The organism is Lentzea sp. JNUCC 0626 (assembly GCF_043632865.1).
In the GTDB taxonomy this organism is placed as follows: Bacteria; Actinomycetota; Actinomycetes; order Mycobacteriales; family Pseudonocardiaceae; genus Lentzea.
In genome coordinates this window covers 7,162,752-7,181,819 of the sequence record NZ_CP171635.1, presented here as the reverse complement: position 1 = coordinate 7,181,819, position 19,068 = coordinate 7,162,752, and the positions used below count along the sequence as shown (strand labels likewise).

Here is a 19,068-nt window from a genome sequence, read left to right as displayed (position 1 = left end):
GCTGTAACTCCCGTTCGTTTCGGTCCGAAGTCTTGGGCATGGCGCAGGACATGGGACACGCGAACGACCTCCTGAAGGCGATCAAGGAGTTCTTCGGGGCCTACCTGCCGGCCTGGCTGGTGACCCCGGTCATCGCCATCGGCCTGTTGTTGTTTCTCTTCAAGTACTTCGGTGTCGCCCAGTCCATCGGCCGCGGCTGGCGCCTGCTGCGGACCAAGACCGACAGGCGGCGAGCCCTGCGCCGCGCGCGGTTCGCCGACCACGTCGAGAGCCAGATGCGCCGCCTCGGTGAGAAGGAGGAGTGGCGCGACCACCGCTACGCCGAACTGGAGGCGGAGCTGGAGGTCACCGGCCGCCGCGGGGCACGCCTGTTCCGCCGGACACCGCGGAACTCGCTCAAACGCGTGTCCTCGCTGTCCGATGCGTTGGAGGAGTGCAAAGACCGCATCGTGCTGCTCGAAGGAGAACCGGGCTCCGGCAAGAGCGTCGCCATGCGTCACCTCACCCAACGCATGGCGCGCAGGGCGATGCGCCGCCCGAGCGAGTCCACCGTCATCCCGATCTACGTGAATCTCAAGACCTTCCAGCCTGCTGCGAAGCCGACCGCGGAGGACGTCCGCGCGTTCGTGATCGCGTCGATCAACGCGGCGCGCGACCGGGACATCGCGCAGTTCCTGGAGGAGGAGTTCGACCTGGGCATGCGCGAGGGAGGCTGGCTCTTCCTGTTCGACTCCTTCGACGAGATCCCGGAAATCCTCAGCGCCACCTCCGCGAACAAGGCCATCGAGGCTTACGCCGACGCCGTCCACGACTTCCTGCACGGCATGAACAACTGCCGCGGCGTGGTGGCGAGCCGCGAATTCCGCGGCCCAGGCCGAGCCTCGTGGCCGACGTTCACCGTGGTTCCGCTCTCGAACGAACGCCGTCGGCTGCTGGTCAGGAACGCCGACCTCCCGCACGACGTCGAAACTCGCCTGCTGACCGACCTCCCGCACGCCGAAGTGGCCGTCCAGCAGATGTCCGGCAACCCGCTGTTCCTGGGCCTGTTGTGCGAACACATGAGGCAGGGCAACGACTTCCCGACCAACGTGCACGTGGTGCTGGAGACCTACATCAAGCACCGCTTCGACCGCGACACCGAACTCGTCCGCGGCAACTTCGGTGTGAGCAGCGAGGACGTCCGCCTGGTGGCGGAAGAACTGGCCTTCCTGATCGCCTCCCGTCACTCCCTGGGCCTCGACGTCCCCAAAGGCCAGGCCGTAGAGCTGCTCGTGGAGAGCCTTCGCCGCCCGTCGGACCACCTGGCTCGCGCGCTGGAAGCGTTGGTGTACACCAAAATCGCGCGCACCGGCGCCGACGACACCAGCGTGACGTTCTCCCACCGGCGGTTGCAGGAGTACTTCGCGACCTGCGTCGTGATCCGCGAGCCCGATCGCGTGCCGGTGCACGACCTGCTCACCAGCGGGCGGTGGCGGGAGACGTCGGTGACGATCCTGCAGACGCAGGTTGCCGGCCGTTCGTCGCGTCTGATGGAGGAAGCGGTCCGGATGCTGCCTTCGGAGCTGCCCGCCGTCACGGAGCTCGGGTTCGAGTGGCCACCTGGGTTGTTGCACCTGCTGGGGATTCTGGCCGAGGGCGGGGTGTCGTTGCCTGCGGCCAGCGCACTGTTGAAGAAGGCCTCGGCCGAGGGCACCCTGGTCGATCGCAAGTGGGCGCTGGAAGTGTGTTCCGTCGCGGATGCGGACACCTGCAGGGAACTGCTGGCCAATGCCTTCGCGAGTGAGAGCGACTGGCTGCGGCAGGAAGCGTTCCGGCAGATGCGCAGGGTTCCGCTGCTGGCGGACGGGCTGCGGAACGAGGTTCGAAAGATGCTCGTGGATCTGAGCTTCGCGGGCACGCTCAGGCGTCAACGCCGTGCTGTGTTCGCTCAGGTGCGGAGAATGCCCGATCCGAAGATGTTCGAGCGGACGTTGCGGTTGTTGCTGATCGGCCCGTACGTGCACGCCGTCGTCGTCGTGATCGTCGTACTCGCGTTGATGCAGATCGCATGGACTTTGGAGGGGAAGTGGCTGTTGCTCCCGATACCTTCCGTGTTCCTGATTGCGCTTTATCCGGTAGCTCGTCTACTGGTCTGCAGATGGTCGATATTGACACTGCGGACTTGGTCCCCTGAGTCGCTGCTTCGAGGCGGGATCTACCTGGCTTCGCTTCTTGCAATGCTGGCAATCGGGTCTGTTTCGGTCATTTTTTGATCGTAAAACTATTTCTAGTGAATCCGGTTCTGGGTGCTGTCGCGCAGCTCGTGTTTGCGTTGGCGCTGGTTAGTCCTGTGCTTTCGTTGTATTTTGCAAGGTTTGGTCCGAGGGGTGCGCTGGCGATGTGGGCGAGATTGTGTGCGCAGTTGAAGCGGGGTGCAGTCCTTCGAGCGATCATTCTTTCCGGTGCTGTGATGACAGTGCTCTTCGTCTCGGTTATTTATGCGATACCATATCTGAAGTGGCTCGTCCAGCAAGATGAGATCATGGCTTTGATCTTTGTCGTGCTCGTGATTGTTATTGCTCTGATGGCGAGGGGTTTGATTCCCGAGTTTGTTGCTGGTTTGCGTGAGGTTCGCTCTGACCTTCGTGTCATGATGCTTTTTCGGCGCAGGTTGGATCAGGGGAATATTTCGCTGCAAGAAATTAGTGGGCATCTTCTTGCGTTGCACACGGCGCAAGCTGCGTACATGACATTCTTTGAAATGTACAGGCGTGATGTGGGCTGGTCGGACGATGTGATCAGATATCTTCAGGGGGTGATCAGGGCGATCGAGTCGCCTGAGTCCACTCCGAAGCCGCTTCCCCGTGAAATGTTCCTCTTCTGCTGGACTTGCAACGCTGCCGTTCTGGATCAGCTCAGCATCCTCATCGCCACCCAGCTCAAGAAGGCCGAAGCTACCCCGCGCTGAGCGGCAACGAGTGCAGGCCGCGGATCACGAACTCGGCCCGCCGGTTCGGCTCCTCGGCCAGCACCACCCCGGGCAACTTCCGGTGCAACGAGGACAAAGCCGCCTCCACCTCGATCCGAGCCAACGGCGCCCCGAGGCAGTAGTGGATGCCCATCCCAAATCCGAGGTGCTGGTTCTTCTCCCGCCCGATGTCCAAAGCATCCGGTCGCTCGAACACCAACGGATCCCGAGCAGCAGCGCCAAGAAGAGCCGCGATCTTCTCCCCAGGCTCGATCACGTGGCCGGCGATCTCAACCCGCTCGGTAGCCGTGCGCTCAAAGAGCTGCAACGGCGAGTCAAAACGAATGAGCTCTTCAACGGCCGTGGGCATCAAGGCCGGCGAAAGCCGCTCCCACTGCGACCTGTGCTGCATCAGCGCGTACACCCCGTTGCCGATGACGTTGACCGTCGCCTCGTGCCCAGCCATCAACAACAACACAGCGGTGGCAACGAGTTCGTCCTCGGTGAGACGAGCACCATCGGTATCGGTGACAGCGACCAGGTCGGACACGAGGTCGGCACCGGGGGAGACGCGGCGCAGGGCGATCAGCTCGCGCAGGTAAGCGACGAACTCGGTCGCGGCACGCTCGGCGGCTGCCTGCTGATCCGCAGGCAAGCCGTACTCGTACATCTTCACGATGGCGTTCGACCAGGGCTGGAGCAGGTGGCGGTCCAGGCCGGGGACGCCCAACAACTCCGCGATCACCTCGACCGGCAGGGGCGCGGCCACGTGGGCGAGCAGGTCGGCCTGGCCCTGGTCCTTGATCTTCTCGGCCAGTTCGTCGACCAACCGGTCTGCCAGGTCGGCCACCCACGGGCGGAGGCGTTCGACGTGGCCTCGGCCGAACGCGGCGGCGACCAGGCGGCGCAGGCGGGTGTGGGTCGGTGGTTCGTTCTCCAGCAGTGAGTTGCGGTGCAGGAGGTTGAACGACATGAACTGCTCGACCGGCTTCACGTCCGACCAGATGCGGCCCAGCGAGCGGTGTCGCAGGACGGCGGAGCAGGCGGCGTGCGAGACGGCTACGGCTACGCCCATCTGCTCGTGGTGATGCACCTCACCGGCTTCGCGCAGGGCGGCGAAGGCCGGGTACGGGTCGGCGATGAACGCGGGATCGCGCTGGTCGAACGTCACAAGGCGGGACGGTAAGTCGCGATCGGCGTTTCGTCCACGTCCATTTGATTGATGACTCAAATTGTTGCGGAGACCGTATCGTTCGGGTTGTGCAGCAGCCTGCCGTCGTCGCGCACCGTGGCGCGTCCACAGACCGTCCCGAGCACACCATCGGCGCGTACGAGCTCGCGCTCAAAGAAGGTGCAGACGGGCTTGAATGCGACATTCGCCTGTCCAAGGACGGCGAGATCGTGTGTGTGCACGACCGCACGCTCACGCGCACCTCCAACGGCCGTGGCACCGTGAGCGCACTCACGCTGGAAGAGCTCCAAAGACACGACTACGGCAGCTGGCACCGACACGGCCAACCGGCTGAGCTGCTGCTGCTCGACCAGCTGCTGGACCTCGTCAAGGGCACCAACGTCACCCTTTTCGTCGAGACCAAGCACCCGGTCCGCTACCGCAACGAGGTCGAGCGCAAGCTCGCGGAAGCGCTGAAAAGGCACAACCTCGGCACCCAGATCGTCATGATGTCCTTCTCGCCGACGGCCGTCGAAGCCTTCCGCGGGCACGCGCCGGACATCCGCACGGTGCTGCTGCTCGACCGCCTCGGCCGGTACAGGTCCGGCGCCCTGCCCCAGTTCGCCGACTACACCGGGCCCGGCGTGCACCTGTTGCGCAACGACCCGGGGTACGTCGATCGGGCCCGGCGTGCGGGCCACGAGACGTACGTGTGGACGGTGGACAGCGCCGAGGACGTCGCCCTGTGCCGTGACCTGGGGGTCCGCTACCTCGCGACGAACGCCCCGGCGAACACCCGCCGCCTGCTGACGGCTAACTTGGCCACCTAGCAAAGCCTGAGCACGAGGAGGGCCAAGGTGGCCAAGCGGACCGCGGTCAAGGACGCACCGAAGGACGGGATCAACCCGAAGCAGCCCTGCCCGTGCGGGTCCGGCAAGCGCTACAAGGCCTGCCACGGCGCGCCTGGTGGTGCTGCGGACGTGATCGTGTCGCGGCCGTTCGAGGGGCTTGCCGCCGAGTGCGAGTTGATCGCGCTGCGCGAGTTCGTGCCGTCGGCCGTCGTGAAGCTGCCGCTCAAGGACGGGCGTGAGGTCACGCTCGCGACCGTGCTGCCGATGGCCGCCGCCGGGTTGATCCGCGGCGACGACGTGCCGTTCGTGGGTCTTCAGGTGCAGACGCGGTCCGGCGACATCAGCCGCGACCTCGCGCGGGCCGTGCGGTGGGCGCAGGACGCGAAGACCGGGGACGTGCTGCCGGTGGTCGGGCCCGACAACGGGGAGAACCCCGGCCGGTTGCAGGACCTGCTCGACGTCGACGCCGACATCACGCCCGTGCTGCACACCGACTTCATCTGGTGGATGCCGGAGGGCACGGAACCGACGGGTGACGTCGCGTTGTCGCTGGAGCGGGCGAACGCCGCGATCCTGCCGACCGAACGCCTCGACGCGCCCGGCGTGAAGGCCGCCTACTGGGTCGACGCGGGGGACAAGGCGCACCTGCGCTGGGTTCGTCCCGAGGCCGAGGAGAAGTTGCTGGACGCGATGGCCCGCCTGGCCGCGCGCGGTGAACTCGACCTCGGTGAGGGCTCGCGCTACGCCGGGTCGTTCCGCGCGCACGGCCTGCTCGTGCCGGTGTGGGACCTCGACCGCGAGATGCACGCCCGCGAGTGGGCGGACCCGGCCGAGGCGCTGGGCAAGCGCTTGCTGGAGGCGCTGGCCTCCGACGAGCAGCTGTCCGACGCCGAGCGTCGCGCCCGCGAGGGCCTGCGGGGACGTCAGATCACCCTCCGCTAGTCCACAGGTTGTCCACAAGGTTGTGCACAGGGAGCTGTGGATAAGTGCTGCTGCACATCATCACGACGGCCGGCTGGGACGCTGCCCAGTCGGCCGGGGCCGTTGTCCCCAACGAGGGTGACGAGTTCGTGCACTGCTCCGACCGGGGCGTCGTGCACGTGTCGGCCGGGAAGTTCTTCTGCGGGCAGAGCGGCCTGTTGCTGCTGGTCATCGACCCGAAGGTGATCGAGGCTCCGGTCCGGTGGGAGCCGGTGGCCGACTCGCCGCTGTGGTTCCCGCACGTCTACGGCCCGATCCCGGTCGCGGCCGTCACCGAGGTGCACGAGTTCCCCGCCGAACCGGACGGTTCCTTCGTACTTCCGGACGCCGTTGCCGTTCTGTGATTGAGTGGGGCAACCGTCCCGCACCCTCGGGCGTGGACTCCCCGTAGGCAGTTCGCTGTCTTTGGGGAGGGGGTGCCGTGACGGCAGTGCTGGGTGTGGACTTGGCCGCCGACCGCGGCGGGGGAAGAGCGGAAACCGTGGGGGATTTCGCGGAGTTCGTGCGCGTGTCCATGCCAGGTCTCCTGCGCTACGGCCACGCGCTGACCGGCAACCCGCACGACTCGGCCGACCTGGTGCAGGCGGTGCTCGAGAAGGTCGGCTCCCGCTGGGCCGTGGTGCAGCGCAAGGGCGACGACCCGCTCGCCTACGTCCGCCGGGCGATGGCCAACACGCACATCAGCGTCTGGCGCAGGCGTCGCCGGGAGAGCCTCGTGCCCGACTTCCCCGACGTCGGGGCCGTGGCTCCCGAGCTGAGCCGGCTAGACAACGAACCCCTCTGGCAGGCCCTGCGGGAACTCCCGCCGCGCCAGCGTGCCGTGATCGTGCTGCGTTATTACGAGAACCTCTCCGAAGCCGAGATCGCACACGCGCTCGGCATCTCGTGCGGCACGGTCAAGAGCCAGAGCAGCAAGGCGATGGCGAGTCTTCGAACACGCCTGGGAAAGGACTGACCCGTGGACGACCTCGACGACGAGCTGAGGAAGCTCTTCAGCGACGATCGGCTGGACGTCCACTCCGCGCCGATCACGACCGAAGCGGTGGTGGCCGGGGCCACCCGCCGCAGGCGCCGCCGCGCCGCCGTCACGGGCGCGTTCGCCGTGGTGGCCGTGGTGGGTGCCGCCACCGGCCTGATCGGCCTGCACGCCGCACGCCAGGACGAGACGATCGGCGCGTTGCTGACGACGTCCTCCACGGCCGCCACCACGACACCTCCGCCGGTGTCCGCCGGCTCCGCCACGTCGGCCGCGTCGTCGACCGCGACGGCCGGGGTGCCGTCGAACGGCAGCGGTGCCCCCAACCCGAACACCAAGCAGGGGGGCACGACCACCACGAAGCCCCTGCCCAACTCGTCCGTGCCGCCCAAGGCCGAGGCGCAGGTGGGCCAGCTCGGGTCGCTCGCGCTCGGGATGTCCGAGGCCGACGCGCTGGCGACCGGCGCGCTGATCGAGCCGGGCAGCCCGGCGGACGCCGAGAACCGCTGCAAGAACTACGCGACCAGGTCGAACCCCGCCGACAACGCGATCGTCGTCTCGCCCGTCCGTGGCATCGTCCGGATCACGCTGCCCGACGCGGTCAAGACGCCCAAGAACGTCGGCAAGGGCTCGAAGGTGGCGGACGTGAAGGTCGCCTACGCCAACGCCGTGCAGACCGCGACCAGGACGACCGCGAAGATGGCCGCGACGCCGCCGTGGACGTACGTCTTCGAGACCAGCGGTGACACGGTGACGCAGGTGTTCATGCGCCTCGACGCCAACGACTGCACCTCGGTCTGACAGGGCTGCCGGAAAAATCTTGGCAGCCGATGTCGAGAACCGCGTTTCGGCTCCGTCCCCGGGGTGGAAGTGACCAGGATGGGTCGCACCAGCACCGAGGGAGACACCAGAGATGGCCAAGTACCTGCTGCTCAAGCACTACCGCGGCGCTCCTGAGCCGATCAACAACGTCTCGATGGACCAGTGGTCGCAGGACGAGATCACCGCGCACATCAAGTACATGAACGACTTCGCGGACAAGCTCAAGGAGACCGGCGAGTTCGTCGACGGTCAGGCGCTCGAGCAGACCGGCACGTGGGTCCGCTACGACGGCGAGGGCCGCCCGCCGGTCACCGACGGTCCGTTCGCGGAGACGAAGGACCTGATCGCCGGGTGGATGATCCTCGACACCGACACCTACGAGCGGGCGCTCGAACTGGCCGGGGAACTGTCGGCGGCGCCGGGCAAGGACGGCAAGCCGATCCACGAGTGGCTGGAGATCCGGCCGCTCTACGGCAACGCCCCGACGATCACGGAGTGACGGGTGGACGAGGCACTGCTCAGGAGCCTCACGCCGGCCGTGCTCGGCATCCTCGTCCGCCGCGGAGCAGACTTCGCGGCGGCCGAGGACGCCCTGCAGGACGCGCTGGTGGAGGCGGTGAAGGCGTGGCCGGACGATCCGCCGCGCGACCCGAAGGGCTGGCTCGTCACGGCGGCGTGGCGGAAGTTCCTCGACGCGACGAGGTCGGACACCGCGCGCCGCCGCCGTGAGGACGTCGTCACCGCCGAACCTGAGCAGGGCCCGTCCCCCGACACCGACGACACGCTCCAGCTCTACTTCCTGTGCGCGCACCCGTCGCTCACGCCGTCGTCGGCCGTCGCGCTGACGCTGCGGGCCGTCGGCGGGCTGACCACGAAGCAGATCGCCCAGGCCTACCTGGTGCCGGAGGCGACGATGGCCCAGCGCATCAGCCGGGCCAAGAAGACCGTCGGCGACGTGCGGTTCGACCAGCCCGGCGACGTCGCGACCGTGCTGCGCGTGCTCTACCTCGTCTTCAACGAGGGCTACTCCGGTGACGTCGACCTGGCGGCGGAGGCCATCCGGCTCACCCGCAGGCTCGCGACCGAGATCGACCACCAGGAGGTCTCCGGGCTGCTCGCGCTGATGCTGCTGCACCACGCCCGCCGTGCGTCGCGGACGAGGGACGGCAACCTGGTGCCGCTCGCCGAGCAGGACCGCGGCCAGTGGGACACGCGGCTCATCGCGGAGGGCGTCGAGATCCTCCAGGCGGCGCTCGCGAAGGACCGGCTGGGCGAGTTCCAGGCGCAGGCGGCGATCGCGGCACTGCACGCGGACGCGCCCGTGGCCGAGGAGACCGACTGGGTGCAGATCGTCGAGTGGTACGACGAACTGCTGGCCCTCAACGAAAGTCCCGTCGTGCGGCTGAACCGCGCGGTGGCCGTGGGCGAGGCGGACGGGCCGCGCGCCGGGCTGAAAGCGTTGGCGGAACTGGACGAATCATTGCCCCGCCACTCGGCCGTGGCCGCTTACCTCCACGAGCGCGACGGCGACCTCCGAACGGCCGCGCGCCTTTACGCCGAGGCCGCCGGGAAAGCTTCGAACGTCGCCGAGCGGGATTACCTCACCCGCCAGGCCGCTCGGCTGAACAACTGAAAAGGCCCGCCACCCGAATGGGTTAGGCGGGCCTTTGTGATCAGGCACTCAAGCGTGCGAAGGAAAACTTCAGAGCGCTCCACCGGCGGCGCTCGGGGCACCCGAGTCGGCACCTTCGTCACCCACGTGCTCGCGGGTCAGGAACGTCTCCACGTAGAACATGTTGCCGTCCGCGCGGTCCATGATCGTGAGCAGCGTCTTCATCGAGGAGACCTCCTCGACCTGCTCCTTCAGGAACCACTGCAGGAACTGCTCGCCGATGTAGTCGCCCTCCTCGCGGGCGGCCTTGGCGAGCGCGATGATCTGGTCGGTGACCTGCTGCTCCTGGGCCAGCGCCAGCGAGACGAGGTCGCGCGGCGACTTGAACTCGTTGAGCGGCGTCTCCAGGCCGGGGATCGTCACCGGGATGTCGTTGTCCATCAGGAACTGGACGATCATCATCGCGTGGTTGCGCTCTTCGAGAGCCTGCTTGTAGAAGTGCGACGCGAGTCGCGGAAGGTCCTCGTTGTCGAACCACACCGCGAGCGCGATGTACTGCTGCGAAGCGGAGAACTCGTTGCCGACCTGAGCCTGCAGGAGCTCGCGGAACTTCGACTTTCCGGACAGGATCTTCTTCACGTTCGAGGCCATGAGGAGTACGTTAACTCAAAACGATGACCTGCGCATTCCAGGAAAAGCTAACCTTTGTTTGGAAAGGTGATCCAAACAAAGGTTAGGCGTTCCTAAGAATCACACCAATGGGGCGCGGTCGATCGGGCACGACATGCAGCGGGGGCCGCCGCGGCCGGAGCCCAGTTCCGAACCGGCGATCCGCAGCACCTCGACGCCCTGGTCCTCCAGGCGCGCGTTCGTCTCGACGTTGCGTTCGTAGGCCACGACGAGACCGGGTGCGACGGCGAGGGTGTTGTTGCCGTCGTCCCACTGCTCGCGTTCGGCCGTGACGACGTCCAGGCCCGTGTCGATCACACGCAGCCGTTCGATGCCCATCGCCTCGGCGGCTGCCTCCAGGAACGGCACGGGGCCGTCCACGCGCACGCCCCCGTTGCCGTCGGACCGCAGCGGGTACGCCGTGAGGGAGTCGCTGATCGCCGGGTACATCACCACGGCGTCGCGGTCGACCATCGTGCAGACGGTGTCGAGGTGCATGGTGGCGCGTTCCTGGGCGATCGGCACCGCCAGCACCGTGTGCGCGAGGCCGTCCGCCAGGGCCGAGCGCGCGAACGACTCGGCGCCCGCCGGGGTGGTGCGCTCGCCGACGCCGATCGCGATCACGCCGGGGGCGAGCAGCAGCACGTCGCCGCCCTCCAGCGGCGCCGAGTGCGCGCCGTACGCGCGACCCGTGCGGCGGAACCGCGGGTGGTAGGCGTAGATCAGGTCCGTCAGCGTCGTCTCGCGGTCACGAGCGGGCAGCGCCAACGACGTGATGGCCACGCGGTCGCCGACCCACACCGACGAGTCGCGGGTGAAGAGCAGGTTCGGCAGCGGGTCGACGGCGAAGTCGATCGGCAGGTGCATCTTGCGCACCAGCGACGCGCCCTCGGCGGCGGGCAGCTCCTCGAACGTCATGCCGGTCATCAGCACCTGCGCGAGCTGCGGCGCGGGCAGCGAGGTGAGGTGGCTGCGCAGCGCGTCGGCCAGGTCGATGCCGAGGCGGCGCTCGTTGACGGCGCTGTGGACGCCGGCGATGCGCGCGCGGTTGTCCTCCAGCGCCTGCACCAGCACGTCCGCCAGCAGCAGGACCTCGACGCCCTTGGAGGTCAGCGTCGCGGCGAACGCGTCGTGCTCCTCCTGGGCGCGGCCGACCCACGGCACGCCGTCGAACAGCAGCTGGTCGTTGTTGCGCGGGGTGAGCCTCTTGAGCTCGTTGCCCGGCCGGTGCAGCAGCACCGTGCGCAACGGGCCGACCTCGCTGTCCACGCGGGGCGCGGCGTCCGGGAGTGCTTCCGTCTCAGCGATCGTGTGCGCAGTCACCGGTCGAGCGTAACCCTGAACAGCACAAATCGCCGCTCAGCGGCTCTGATTGGCAACGAATCGCATGGAATACCGAGCCAGACCCGCGAATCGTTAGGGCAACCAGCTGACTTTGCCTCGAAGTATTGTGTAACCGACGAACGCGACGACGTCGAGGATCGTGTGAGCGATCACCAACGGCCACAAACGCCTGGTCCGCTGCCAGTAGTACCCGAAGACCAGGCCCATCACGACGTTGCCGACGAACCCGCCGAAGCCCTGGTAGAGGTGGTACGACCCGCGCAGCACGGCGGCGGCCAAGAGTGCCGTGTACTGCCGCCACCCGAGCTGTTCCAGCCGCGTGATCAGGTACCCGACGACGAGCACCTCCTCCGCCCACGCGTTGCCGGCGGCGGCGAGGATCAACGCGACGCTCATCCACCACTGGTTGTCCAAAGTGGACGGCTGGACGGCGAGGTTCAGCCCGAGCGCCCACGCGGCGAAGTACAACCCCAGGCCGGGGATGCCGATGATCGCCGCGAGCCCCAGTGCACCGACCGAGTCGGCGAGCTTGCGCGTCCCGTCCAGGCCGATGACCTTGAGCTTGATCCCCGTGCGCCACAACAGGTACAGGCCGATGCCGCCCCACGCCGCCAGCTGCAGCACGCCCAGCAGCTGCGCCACCAGGTCCAGCAGGTCCGCGCGCGCCTGCGGGACGTTGATCGCGACGGACTGCTGGTTGAGCGGCGTCGGCTGCAGCAGGCTGTCGATCAACCGCACGAGACTGCGCAGTCCGGACAACCCGAGCGTCATGCTGAAGACGATCAGCAGCTCGATCTTGTACCCGCGCTTCTCGGCGTCGGGGATCACCGCAGGTTCGATCACCTGCGCGAGGCTACCGCTGGGACAGGAACGGACACCCCATCAACCGCCGCAGCTCCGCGGCGAGTTCCTGCGGCGTGCTGACCGGCTTCGAGAACGCGATCCGCACGTCGTGGTCGTCGCACTCGGCCTCGACCCGCAACCGCAGCCCGAACCGGTCGAGCCCGAGCGGCCGCACGTGCCCCGCCTGCAACTCCTCCGGCAGGTGCCGTGCGAGCTGCCCGACGACGTCCGAGTGCGCCACCTCCAAATGGCGCAACCAGTGGTCCTCGTTGCGGCAGAACGGATCCGGCTGCGCACTCGCGAACTGCTCGGGCCGGATCGACGAGGTGCCCTCGGCGTCCGCGATCACCATCGACGCGGGTGTGAGCCTCAGCACGGAGGCCCCGTGCCCGGCGTCCAGCAGCCGGTGGTCGGGCCGCACGTCGGCCACCGCGAGGATCTCGTCGCGCGCCTCCTTGCCGTCCAGCGCGGTCACCCATCCCGTGAGCCACAACAGCCCGCGCACCGGCTCGCGCAACGGCACCGGAGCCTGGTCGGCGATCTCCAGCATCGCCGTCACCTCTGCCCGCGGCGTCTGCCACAACTGCCCGACCAGCGGGTGTTCGTCCGCCAGCAGCAGGATCGTGGTGCCGCACGGGTGCACGTGGTGGAACAGCGGGCTGGTGCGCGTCCCGGACTGAGGAAGCAGCGCGGCCGCCCCGTGGCGCTCCGCGATCGTGCGGGCGCGTTCGGCCGCGTGCGGCGCCGGCGGGCGCTTGGTCTGGGTGTCGGTCACCGCTCCACCTCCTCGAAGGTTAGGCAAGCCTAACTTAGCTTCGCTCATCAAGGGAAGCATCACCTGTACCTTGGTCAGGTGGTCGTGCCCAACAAGCCGTCCACCGAGGTGACGGCGCTCGACGATCGGTGGACCCGGCACTGCGTCGCCCGGGCGAGCCGTCGCGCCCTGGTGTGGACGGTGGTCGCGGGTGCGGCCTTCGCGCTCCAGTTCCTGCTGGTACTGGTGTGGTCGTGGTCTTCGCCGGTGGCACTGGTGCTGCTCTTCTTCGCCGCGGCCGTGCTGTGGGTGGTGACACGTCGCCGTCCGGTGCGTTTACCGGAAGGTGAACCGTGGCATTTCGCCCATGTGCAGTGGGAAGGAGGGCGTCTGGTCGTGTTGAGCTCACCACCGCTTTTGCTGACCCTGCGCGTGGGGCCGTTGCTGCGTGGACGGATCGCGCGTCATCGGCGCGTGTGGTTCGTGCCGCCTGATCGACAGGGGAACACCGTCGTCACGTTCCGCGGGGTGCCGCAGCTGATTCCGGCGCGTGTGCGCAGATGATCCTGGAGACCTGGAGCGACACGTGTCTCGCGCGGGCCGACCGTCGCGCCGCCGGGTACATCGTCTTCGCGCTCGCCGTCCTCAGCGCCGTGCTGTTCGTCGGCTGGCTCTGGCTGATCGTGCTGTCCGTGCCGGTGGTGATCGAGTTGGCCGCACCCGGCATCCGGCACTTCGTCACGCGGCGGGGCACGATCGCGTTGATCGACCAGTTCCCGTGGCGGCCCGTCTCGGCGAGGTTCGTGCCCGGCCGGCGCATCGGGCGGTCGGCGTACCTGCGGGTGGACGGGTCGGAGAAGAACCTGCGACTGCCGGAACTCCCCGAACGGGCGCGGGTTCTGGTGCGGCACACCGGACGCGTGTGGATCGCCGGTCCTGACGAACGCGGCCGCGTGGCCGTGATGACGCGTGGCTTGGCGTTCCTCACCCGTGGCCGGGTCGTGGAGCGCTAACGGCCCGTGGCGATGCCCTCGGCCTCGGCCCACTGAGTGAGGTCGTCCTTGCGCAGCGCGGCCGCCAGCAGTTCGGGGAACTTGTCCGGCGTGCAGGCGAACGCGGGCGCGCCCAGGGCGTGCAGCTTCGCGGCCAGCTCGTGGTCGTACGACGGCGTGCCGGAGTCGCTGAGCGCCAACAGGTTCACGACCGTGACGCCGCTCGCGACCAACTCGCGCACTCGCCGCTGGAGCTCGGTCTCCGACCCGCCCTCGTAGAGGTCGCTGATGATCACGACGACCGTGTCGGTGGGCCTGCGGACCTGGGTCTGCGCGTAGGCGACCGCGCGGTTGATGTCCGTGCCGCCGCCGAGCTGGGCGCTGAACAGCAGGTCCACCGGGTCGCTCAGCTGGTCGGTCAGGTCCGCGACCTCGGTGTCGAACACGACGAGCCGCGTCGAGATCGACCGGATGCCGGCGAGCGCGGAGCCCAGAACCGCCGCGTGCACCAGGGATTCCGCCATCGAACCCGACTGGTCGACCAGCAGGATCACGTCCCGCATCGCCGCCGTCCGGCTGCGCCTGCGGTGGCCGATCAGGTCCTCGACGATCACCGTCTTGTGCCGCGGCTGGTAGTTCTTGAGGTTCGCGCGGATCGTCGTGGCCCAGTCGACGTCCTGCAGTTGCGGCCGGTGCGTGCGCTTCGAGCGGTCGACGGCCCCGCGGACGGCCTCGACCAGCCGGTCCTTCAGCCGTCGCTCGATGTCCTCGACCACCTTCTGCACCACGGCTTTCGCGGTGTCGCGGGTGCGGGCGGGGATCGCGCGGCTCAACTGCAGCAGGGTGCTGACGAGGTTCACGTCCGGCTCGACCGACTGGAGCAGTTCGGGTTCGAGCAGCAACTGCTTCAGGCCGAGCTTCTCGACGGCGTCGCGTTGCATGACCTGCACGACGGACGTGGGGAAGTACTTCCGGACGTCACCCAGCCACCTGTGCAACTGCGGCGAACTCGCGCCCAGCCCGGCACCCCGGTCGCCACCGCCGCCGTACAGGCCCGTGAGCGCGCCATCACGCCGTTGGTCGTCCTCGCCGAGTTCGGACACGTCCTCGGCGCTCGGCCCCAGCAGCAGACGCCAGCGCCGCAGCCGTTCGTCGGTCATTTGAGTGCTGCCGCCACTTCTTCGGCCGCACGCACGACGTGAGGGCCGACGACGTCCGCGTCGAGCTTCTCCAGCGCCACGACACCAACGGACGCCCTGAGACCAGGCACGCCACGCACCGGTGCCGCGACGCCGTACGCGTTCGGTTGCAGCTCACCGGCGGACACGACCCACAGCTCGGACGGCTGCGAGATGGCCTTGCCGGCGGCCCCGCGGTGCACCGGGTGGCGCGAGCCGACCCGGTACGCCACGTGGAAAGCCGTCCACGACGGTTCGACGACGGCGACGGCCTGAGCCTCGCTGCCGTCCGCGACCGTCAGGTGTGCGGTGGCGCCGACCTTCTCGGCGAGCTCGCGCAGCGCCGGGTTCGCCGCCATCCGCAGCTGGGGGAGGACGTTGGAGGCGAGCCGCAGCACGCCCAGGCCGAGTCGCACCTTCGAGCCCTCGCGCCGCACGAGACCGCGCGACTGCAAGGGCACGAGCAACCGGTAGACCGCGGCCCTGGACGCACCGATGGCCGTGGCGAGCTCCGAGATCGACGGTGCCTCGGACTCCGCCTCAGCGACCGCCTGGAGCAGCGCCAGACCCCTTTCCAGGGTCAGCGAGCTCTCCTTCGTCGCTCCGACCATCACGCACTCCGAACTGTTCCCACCACCTCGGCGAGACCGACCACGGAGCCGCCTTCACCGGGGGCGGTCGCGGTCAGCTTGACCGTGTCGCCGTCCTCCAGGAAGGACCTCGTGGAGCCGTCGTCGAGCTTGAACGGTTCCTTGCCACCCCAGCTGAGTTCGAGGAACGAGCCGCGCTCGTCCTTCTCCGGTCCCGAGACCGTGCCGGAGGCGAACAGATCACCTGGGCGCACCGTAGCGCCGTTCACCGTCATGTGCGCCAGCTGTTGCACAAACGACCACGACATTTCCCGGAACGGAGGTCGCGCGACGATCGTGTCGTTGAGCTCCACGGTGATCGTGATGTCCAGGCCCCAGGGCTGGTCGCACGTCAGGTAGTCGTGCAGCTTGTTCGGCAGCGGCGGGGTGGGCACGCGTGCAACTGAGAACGCTTCGAGCGGCGTGATCCACGCGCCGATGGACGTCGCGAACGACTTGGCGAGGAACGGGCCGAGCGGCTGGTACTCCCACGCCTGGATGTCGCGCGCGGACCAGTCGTTCACCAGCGCGACGCCGAAGACGTGCTCGGCGGCGCGGCTCGTGGACACGTTGGCCGCCTTCGGGCCACCGCAGACGAACCCGACCTCGGCCTCGATGTCGAGGCGTTCGGACGGGCCGAACTTCGGGCCCTCGCTGCCGCGCTTCTGGCCGTTCGGGCGGACGATCTCGGTGCCGGAGACATACACCGTGCCGGCGCGACCGTGGTAGCCGATCGGCAGGTGCGTCCAGTTCGGCGTGAGCGCGTCGCCGTCGGGGCGGAACATCTTCCCGACGTTCTCCGCGTGGTGCCTGCTCGAGTAGAAGTCCACGTAGTCGCCGACCGTGAACGGCAGCTTCGCCGTCTCGATGCCGACGAGTTCGGCGCCCTTGGGAGCGGAGCTCGCCGTGACGATCTCGCGCAGTTTGGCCCGCAGCACGCTCCAGACCGGCCGTCCGGCGGCCAGCAGCGGGTCCAGGGAGTCGCCCTGGACGTACTCGCTGCACTTGCCCAGCGCGAGGCTCTTGAGGAGCAGAGCCTTGTCGCCGACGCGGACCGCCACACCGCCGTCGACGACGCCGTAGGGCAGGGTCTGCGGTCCGAACGGCTGGTCCTCGGTGAAGTTCGGGTCGCTGATCCAGCTCACAGCAGTCCAAGCCCCTCGAGGTCGGCGACAGGTTCGGCGAGCGAGCACGAGCCGTAGCTAGCGAACACGCCGCGAACGGCGTGCGCGGCCTGGTCGCTCAGCGCCTTCGCCTCGGCGGTGAGAGCCTCGGCATCGGTGCTCGCGAGCGCCTCGCGGACGTCGCGGCCACTCAGGCTGCGGGCGGTGGCCACGAGGAGGTTCAGGAAACCGTGGTGCGTGAAGCCCTGCTCGTCGGTGTAGCGGACGGCCTTGTGCAGGCCCGCCGTCGCCTTGAACGCGACGCCGCCGCCACTGACGACGCTCAGGAAGTCACCGACCTCCTCGACGCTCGGGAAGTTCTCCTGGGAGAGACCACCGCAGCGCAGCTTGGGCCAGCTGCCGTGCTCGATGACCCGGCGGACGCCGTCGAGCCACTCGGCACCGCCGCGGCGGGGTTCGACGACGCGGATGACGTCCTCGGGCACGAACTCGGACACGCGCTCGAGCCACACCTCGTCCACATCGGACGGTGCGGGCATCTCGACCATGCGCAGGGCCAGGAGCTCGCTTCGGCTCTCGACGATCGAGACGGCCTTCGGCACGCCGCCGAGGCCGGTGTCGATCACGAGGCTCAGTGCGATCGGTTTGGCCGGCTTCACCTTGATCAGCTCGGTGATCAGCTCGGCCAGACGGGAGGCGGGACAGAGGAAGAGACCCATGACGCCGGACCACTCGCCGACGCGTCCGTCGAGGTGACCGCGCACCGCGTCGGGCATCGACGCGTTCCCCGGAGGGAACAGCGCGGCATCGTCCACAAGCCTCGCGAGCAGGGGCGGAGTACCGCGCGGACCGGGCGCACGGAGTTCGACAGCGCTTGACACGGCTGACACGCTAGCTGGGTATCGGTAAGTGAACAAAGATGTCCGATAATCGAACGCCCTCGGAGAGGTCATGGCTTACTACCGCCAGGTCGGTGAGATCCCCCGAAAGCGCCACACCCAGTTCCGCAAACCGGACGGTGGGCTCTATGCGGAAGAGCTCATGGGGGTCGAGGGGTTCTCGGCCGATTCGGCCCTGCTCTACCACCGGCACCTGCCGACGGCGATCGTCAACGCGGAGACCGTGAAGGACGAGCGCGGGTCCATCGCGCCGAACCTGCCGTTGAAGCCGCGGGCGTTCAAGTCGCAGGACCTGACCTGGGCTTCCGATGAGGTCGACGCCGTCACGGGACGCCGCCGGCTGTTCGGGAACCCGGACGTGACCATCGGTTTCGTCGTCGCCACGGTGCCGTCTCCGTTGTACCGCAACGCTTTCGGTGACGAGCTGCTGTACGTGCAGGCCGGTTCGGGGGTCATCGAGACGATCTACGGGGCGTTGGAGGTGGGGGACGGCGACTACGTCGTGATCCCGACTTCCTGCACGTACCGGGTGGTGCCGTCGTCGCCGATGTCGATCTTGACGATGGAGGCGACCGGACACATCGGGCCGCCCAAGCGGTACCTGTCGAAGGCCGGACAGTTCCTCGAGCACTCGCCTTACTGCGAGCGCGACATCCGCGGGCCGGTCGAGCCGTTGGTGATGGACGGCGAGGACGTCGACGTCCTCGTGCGGCACCGGGCGGGCCTCACGCGGTTCACCTACGCCAACCACCCGTTCGACGTAGTCGGGTGGGACGGGCACCTGTACCCGTGGGCGTTCAACATCCGCGACTTCGAACCGATCACCGGCCGCGTGCACCAGCCGCCGCCCGTGCACCAGACGTTCGAGGGTCCGAACTTCGTCGTGTGCTCGTTCGTGCCGCGCAAGGTGGACTACCACCCGTTGTCCGTGCCGGTGCCGTACAACCACGCGAACGTCGACTCGGACGAGCTGATGTTCTACGTGGGCGGCAACTACGAGGCGCGCAAGGGCTCCGGCATCGGCGTCGGTTCGCTGTCGTTGCACCCGTCCGGCTGCACGCACGGACCGCAGCCGGGAGCGGTCGAGGCGTCGCTGGGCGTGGACTACTTCGACGAGACGGCGGTCATGGTCGACACCTTCCGCCCGCTGGAGTTGGGCGAGGCCGCGGAAGCCTGCGAGGACCCCGGTTACGCGTGGACCTGGGCCCGTCGCGGTCCGGCCTGATTTTCTGTCGGACGTCCTCGCTACTTTGGTCTGGTGAGGACACGAGCCGTT

At 68.2% G+C, this 19,068-nt stretch carries 21 protein-coding genes; 12 read left to right on the top strand and 9 right to left on the bottom strand.

What is annotated here, in order from left to right; all coding sequences use genetic code 11:
• The first annotated feature begins 38 nt into the window (after positions 1-38).
• Both JNUCC0626_RS32920 and JNUCC0626_RS32915 read left to right on the top strand, forming a co-directional pair.
• A complete protein-coding gene (locus JNUCC0626_RS32920) occupies positions 39-2,252 on the top strand; it encodes an NACHT domain-containing protein (protein WP_394614656.1) in 2,214 nt (737 codons plus the stop codon).
• A gap of 17 nt (positions 2,253-2,269) precedes the next feature.
• Positions 2,270-2,947, top strand: a complete 678-nt coding sequence (locus JNUCC0626_RS32915; protein WP_394614655.1) for a hypothetical protein — start codon at positions 2,270-2,272, stop codon at positions 2,945-2,947.
• Here JNUCC0626_RS32915 and JNUCC0626_RS32910 read toward each other — a convergent pair.
• Entirely contained in the window at positions 2,934-4,118 is a 1,185-nt protein-coding gene (locus JNUCC0626_RS32910) for a cytochrome P450 (RefSeq protein WP_394614654.1), read from the bottom strand. The two genes, JNUCC0626_RS32915 and JNUCC0626_RS32910, sit on opposite strands and share 14 nt — an antisense overlap.
• 89 nt (positions 4,119-4,207) lie before the next feature.
• On the opposite strand from JNUCC0626_RS32910, the gene JNUCC0626_RS32905 reads away from it, so the two are divergent.
• The 7 genes from JNUCC0626_RS32905 to JNUCC0626_RS32875 all read left to right on the top strand — a co-directional run bounded on the left by JNUCC0626_RS32905 (position 4,208) and on the right by JNUCC0626_RS32875 (position 9,381).
• Positions 4,208-4,948, top strand: coding sequence for a glycerophosphodiester phosphodiesterase (locus JNUCC0626_RS32905; protein WP_394614653.1), 741 nt, complete (start codon positions 4,208-4,210; stop codon positions 4,946-4,948).
• A 27-nt stretch (positions 4,949-4,975) separates the two neighbouring features.
• Positions 4,976-5,911, top strand: a complete 936-nt coding sequence (locus JNUCC0626_RS32900) for a DUF5926 family protein (protein WP_394614652.1) — start codon at positions 4,976-4,978, stop codon at positions 5,909-5,911.
• A 44-nt stretch (positions 5,912-5,955) separates the two neighbouring features.
• On the top strand, positions 5,956-6,294 hold the full coding sequence (locus JNUCC0626_RS32895; protein ID WP_394614651.1) for a DUF952 domain-containing protein: 339 nt from the start codon (positions 5,956-5,958) through the stop codon (positions 6,292-6,294).
• Positions 6,295-6,371: 77 nt separating this feature from the next.
• On the top strand, positions 6,372-6,905 hold the full coding sequence (locus tag JNUCC0626_RS32890) for a SigE family RNA polymerase sigma factor (protein WP_394614650.1): 534 nt from the start codon (positions 6,372-6,374) through the stop codon (positions 6,903-6,905).
• Positions 6,906-6,908: 3 nt separating this feature from the next.
• Complete coding sequence (locus JNUCC0626_RS32885) at positions 6,909-7,727, top strand: hypothetical protein (protein ID WP_394614649.1); 819 nt, start codon at positions 6,909-6,911, stop codon at positions 7,725-7,727.
• A 112-nt stretch (positions 7,728-7,839) separates the two neighbouring features.
• Positions 7,840-8,247 (top strand): YciI family protein, encoded by a 408-nt coding sequence (locus JNUCC0626_RS32880; RefSeq protein ID WP_394614648.1) that lies wholly within the window; start codon positions 7,840-7,842, stop codon positions 8,245-8,247.
• Positions 8,248-8,250: 3 nt separating this feature from the next.
• Positions 8,251-9,381, top strand: coding sequence for an RNA polymerase sigma factor (locus tag JNUCC0626_RS32875; protein WP_394614647.1), 1,131 nt, complete (start codon positions 8,251-8,253; stop codon positions 9,379-9,381).
• Positions 9,382-9,450: 69 nt separating this feature from the next.
• Here the strand turns inward: JNUCC0626_RS32875 and JNUCC0626_RS32870 are convergent, their stop codons facing one another.
• The 4 genes from JNUCC0626_RS32870 to JNUCC0626_RS32855 form a co-directional block, all read right to left on the bottom strand.
• Positions 9,451-10,011 (bottom strand): ferritin, encoded by a 561-nt coding sequence (locus JNUCC0626_RS32870; protein ID WP_394614646.1) that lies wholly within the window; start codon positions 10,009-10,011, stop codon positions 9,451-9,453.
• A gap of 99 nt (positions 10,012-10,110) precedes the next feature.
• Positions 10,111-11,298 (bottom strand): arginine deiminase, encoded by a 1,188-nt coding sequence (locus JNUCC0626_RS32865; RefSeq protein WP_394622148.1) that lies wholly within the window; start codon positions 11,296-11,298, stop codon positions 10,111-10,113.
• A 147-nt stretch (positions 11,299-11,445) separates the two neighbouring features.
• Entirely contained in the window at positions 11,446-12,144 is a 699-nt protein-coding gene (locus JNUCC0626_RS32860) for a CPBP family intramembrane glutamic endopeptidase (RefSeq protein WP_430623505.1), read from the bottom strand.
• Between the two features lie 82 nt (positions 12,145-12,226).
• A complete protein-coding gene (locus JNUCC0626_RS32855; protein WP_394614644.1) occupies positions 12,227-12,991 on the bottom strand; it encodes a DUF2470 domain-containing protein in 765 nt (254 codons plus the stop codon).
• A gap of 78 nt (positions 12,992-13,069) precedes the next feature.
• Between JNUCC0626_RS32855 and JNUCC0626_RS32850 the strand changes: the two genes are divergently transcribed.
• Positions 13,070-13,534, top strand: a complete 465-nt coding sequence (locus JNUCC0626_RS32850; protein WP_394614643.1) for a hypothetical protein — start codon at positions 13,070-13,072, stop codon at positions 13,532-13,534.
• Positions 13,531-13,983 (top strand): hypothetical protein, encoded by a 453-nt coding sequence (locus tag JNUCC0626_RS32845; RefSeq protein WP_394614642.1) that lies wholly within the window; start codon positions 13,531-13,533, stop codon positions 13,981-13,983. The genes JNUCC0626_RS32850 and JNUCC0626_RS32845 overlap by 4 nt, the downstream gene beginning before the upstream one ends.
• Here the strand turns inward: JNUCC0626_RS32845 and JNUCC0626_RS32840 are convergent.
• The 4 genes from JNUCC0626_RS32840 to JNUCC0626_RS32825 are packed head-to-tail and all read right to left on the bottom strand — an operon-like array spanning position 13,980 to position 17,774.
• Positions 13,980-15,122, bottom strand: a complete 1,143-nt coding sequence (locus tag JNUCC0626_RS32840; RefSeq protein ID WP_394614641.1) for a VWA domain-containing protein — start codon at positions 15,120-15,122, stop codon at positions 13,980-13,982. The two genes, JNUCC0626_RS32845 and JNUCC0626_RS32840, sit on opposite strands and share 4 nt — an antisense overlap.
• A complete protein-coding gene (locus tag JNUCC0626_RS32835) occupies positions 15,119-15,751 on the bottom strand; it encodes an IclR family transcriptional regulator (protein WP_394614640.1) in 633 nt (210 codons plus the stop codon). The genes JNUCC0626_RS32840 and JNUCC0626_RS32835 overlap by 4 nt, the downstream gene beginning before the upstream one ends.
• Positions 15,751-16,914 (bottom strand): fumarylacetoacetate hydrolase family protein, encoded by a 1,164-nt coding sequence (locus JNUCC0626_RS32830; protein ID WP_394614639.1) that lies wholly within the window; start codon positions 16,912-16,914, stop codon positions 15,751-15,753. Before JNUCC0626_RS32830 ends, JNUCC0626_RS32835 begins: the two co-directional genes overlap by 1 nt.
• Complete coding sequence (locus JNUCC0626_RS32825) at positions 16,911-17,774, bottom strand: hypothetical protein (protein ID WP_382442264.1); 864 nt, start codon at positions 17,772-17,774, stop codon at positions 16,911-16,913. Before JNUCC0626_RS32825 ends, JNUCC0626_RS32830 begins: the two co-directional genes overlap by 4 nt.
• A 70-nt stretch (positions 17,775-17,844) precedes the next feature.
• Between JNUCC0626_RS32825 and JNUCC0626_RS32820 the strand changes: the two genes are divergently transcribed.
• Entirely contained in the window at positions 17,845-19,017 is a 1,173-nt protein-coding gene (locus tag JNUCC0626_RS32820; protein ID WP_394614638.1) for a homogentisate 1,2-dioxygenase, read from the top strand.
• The last annotated feature ends 51 nt before the right edge of the window (positions 19,018-19,068 follow it).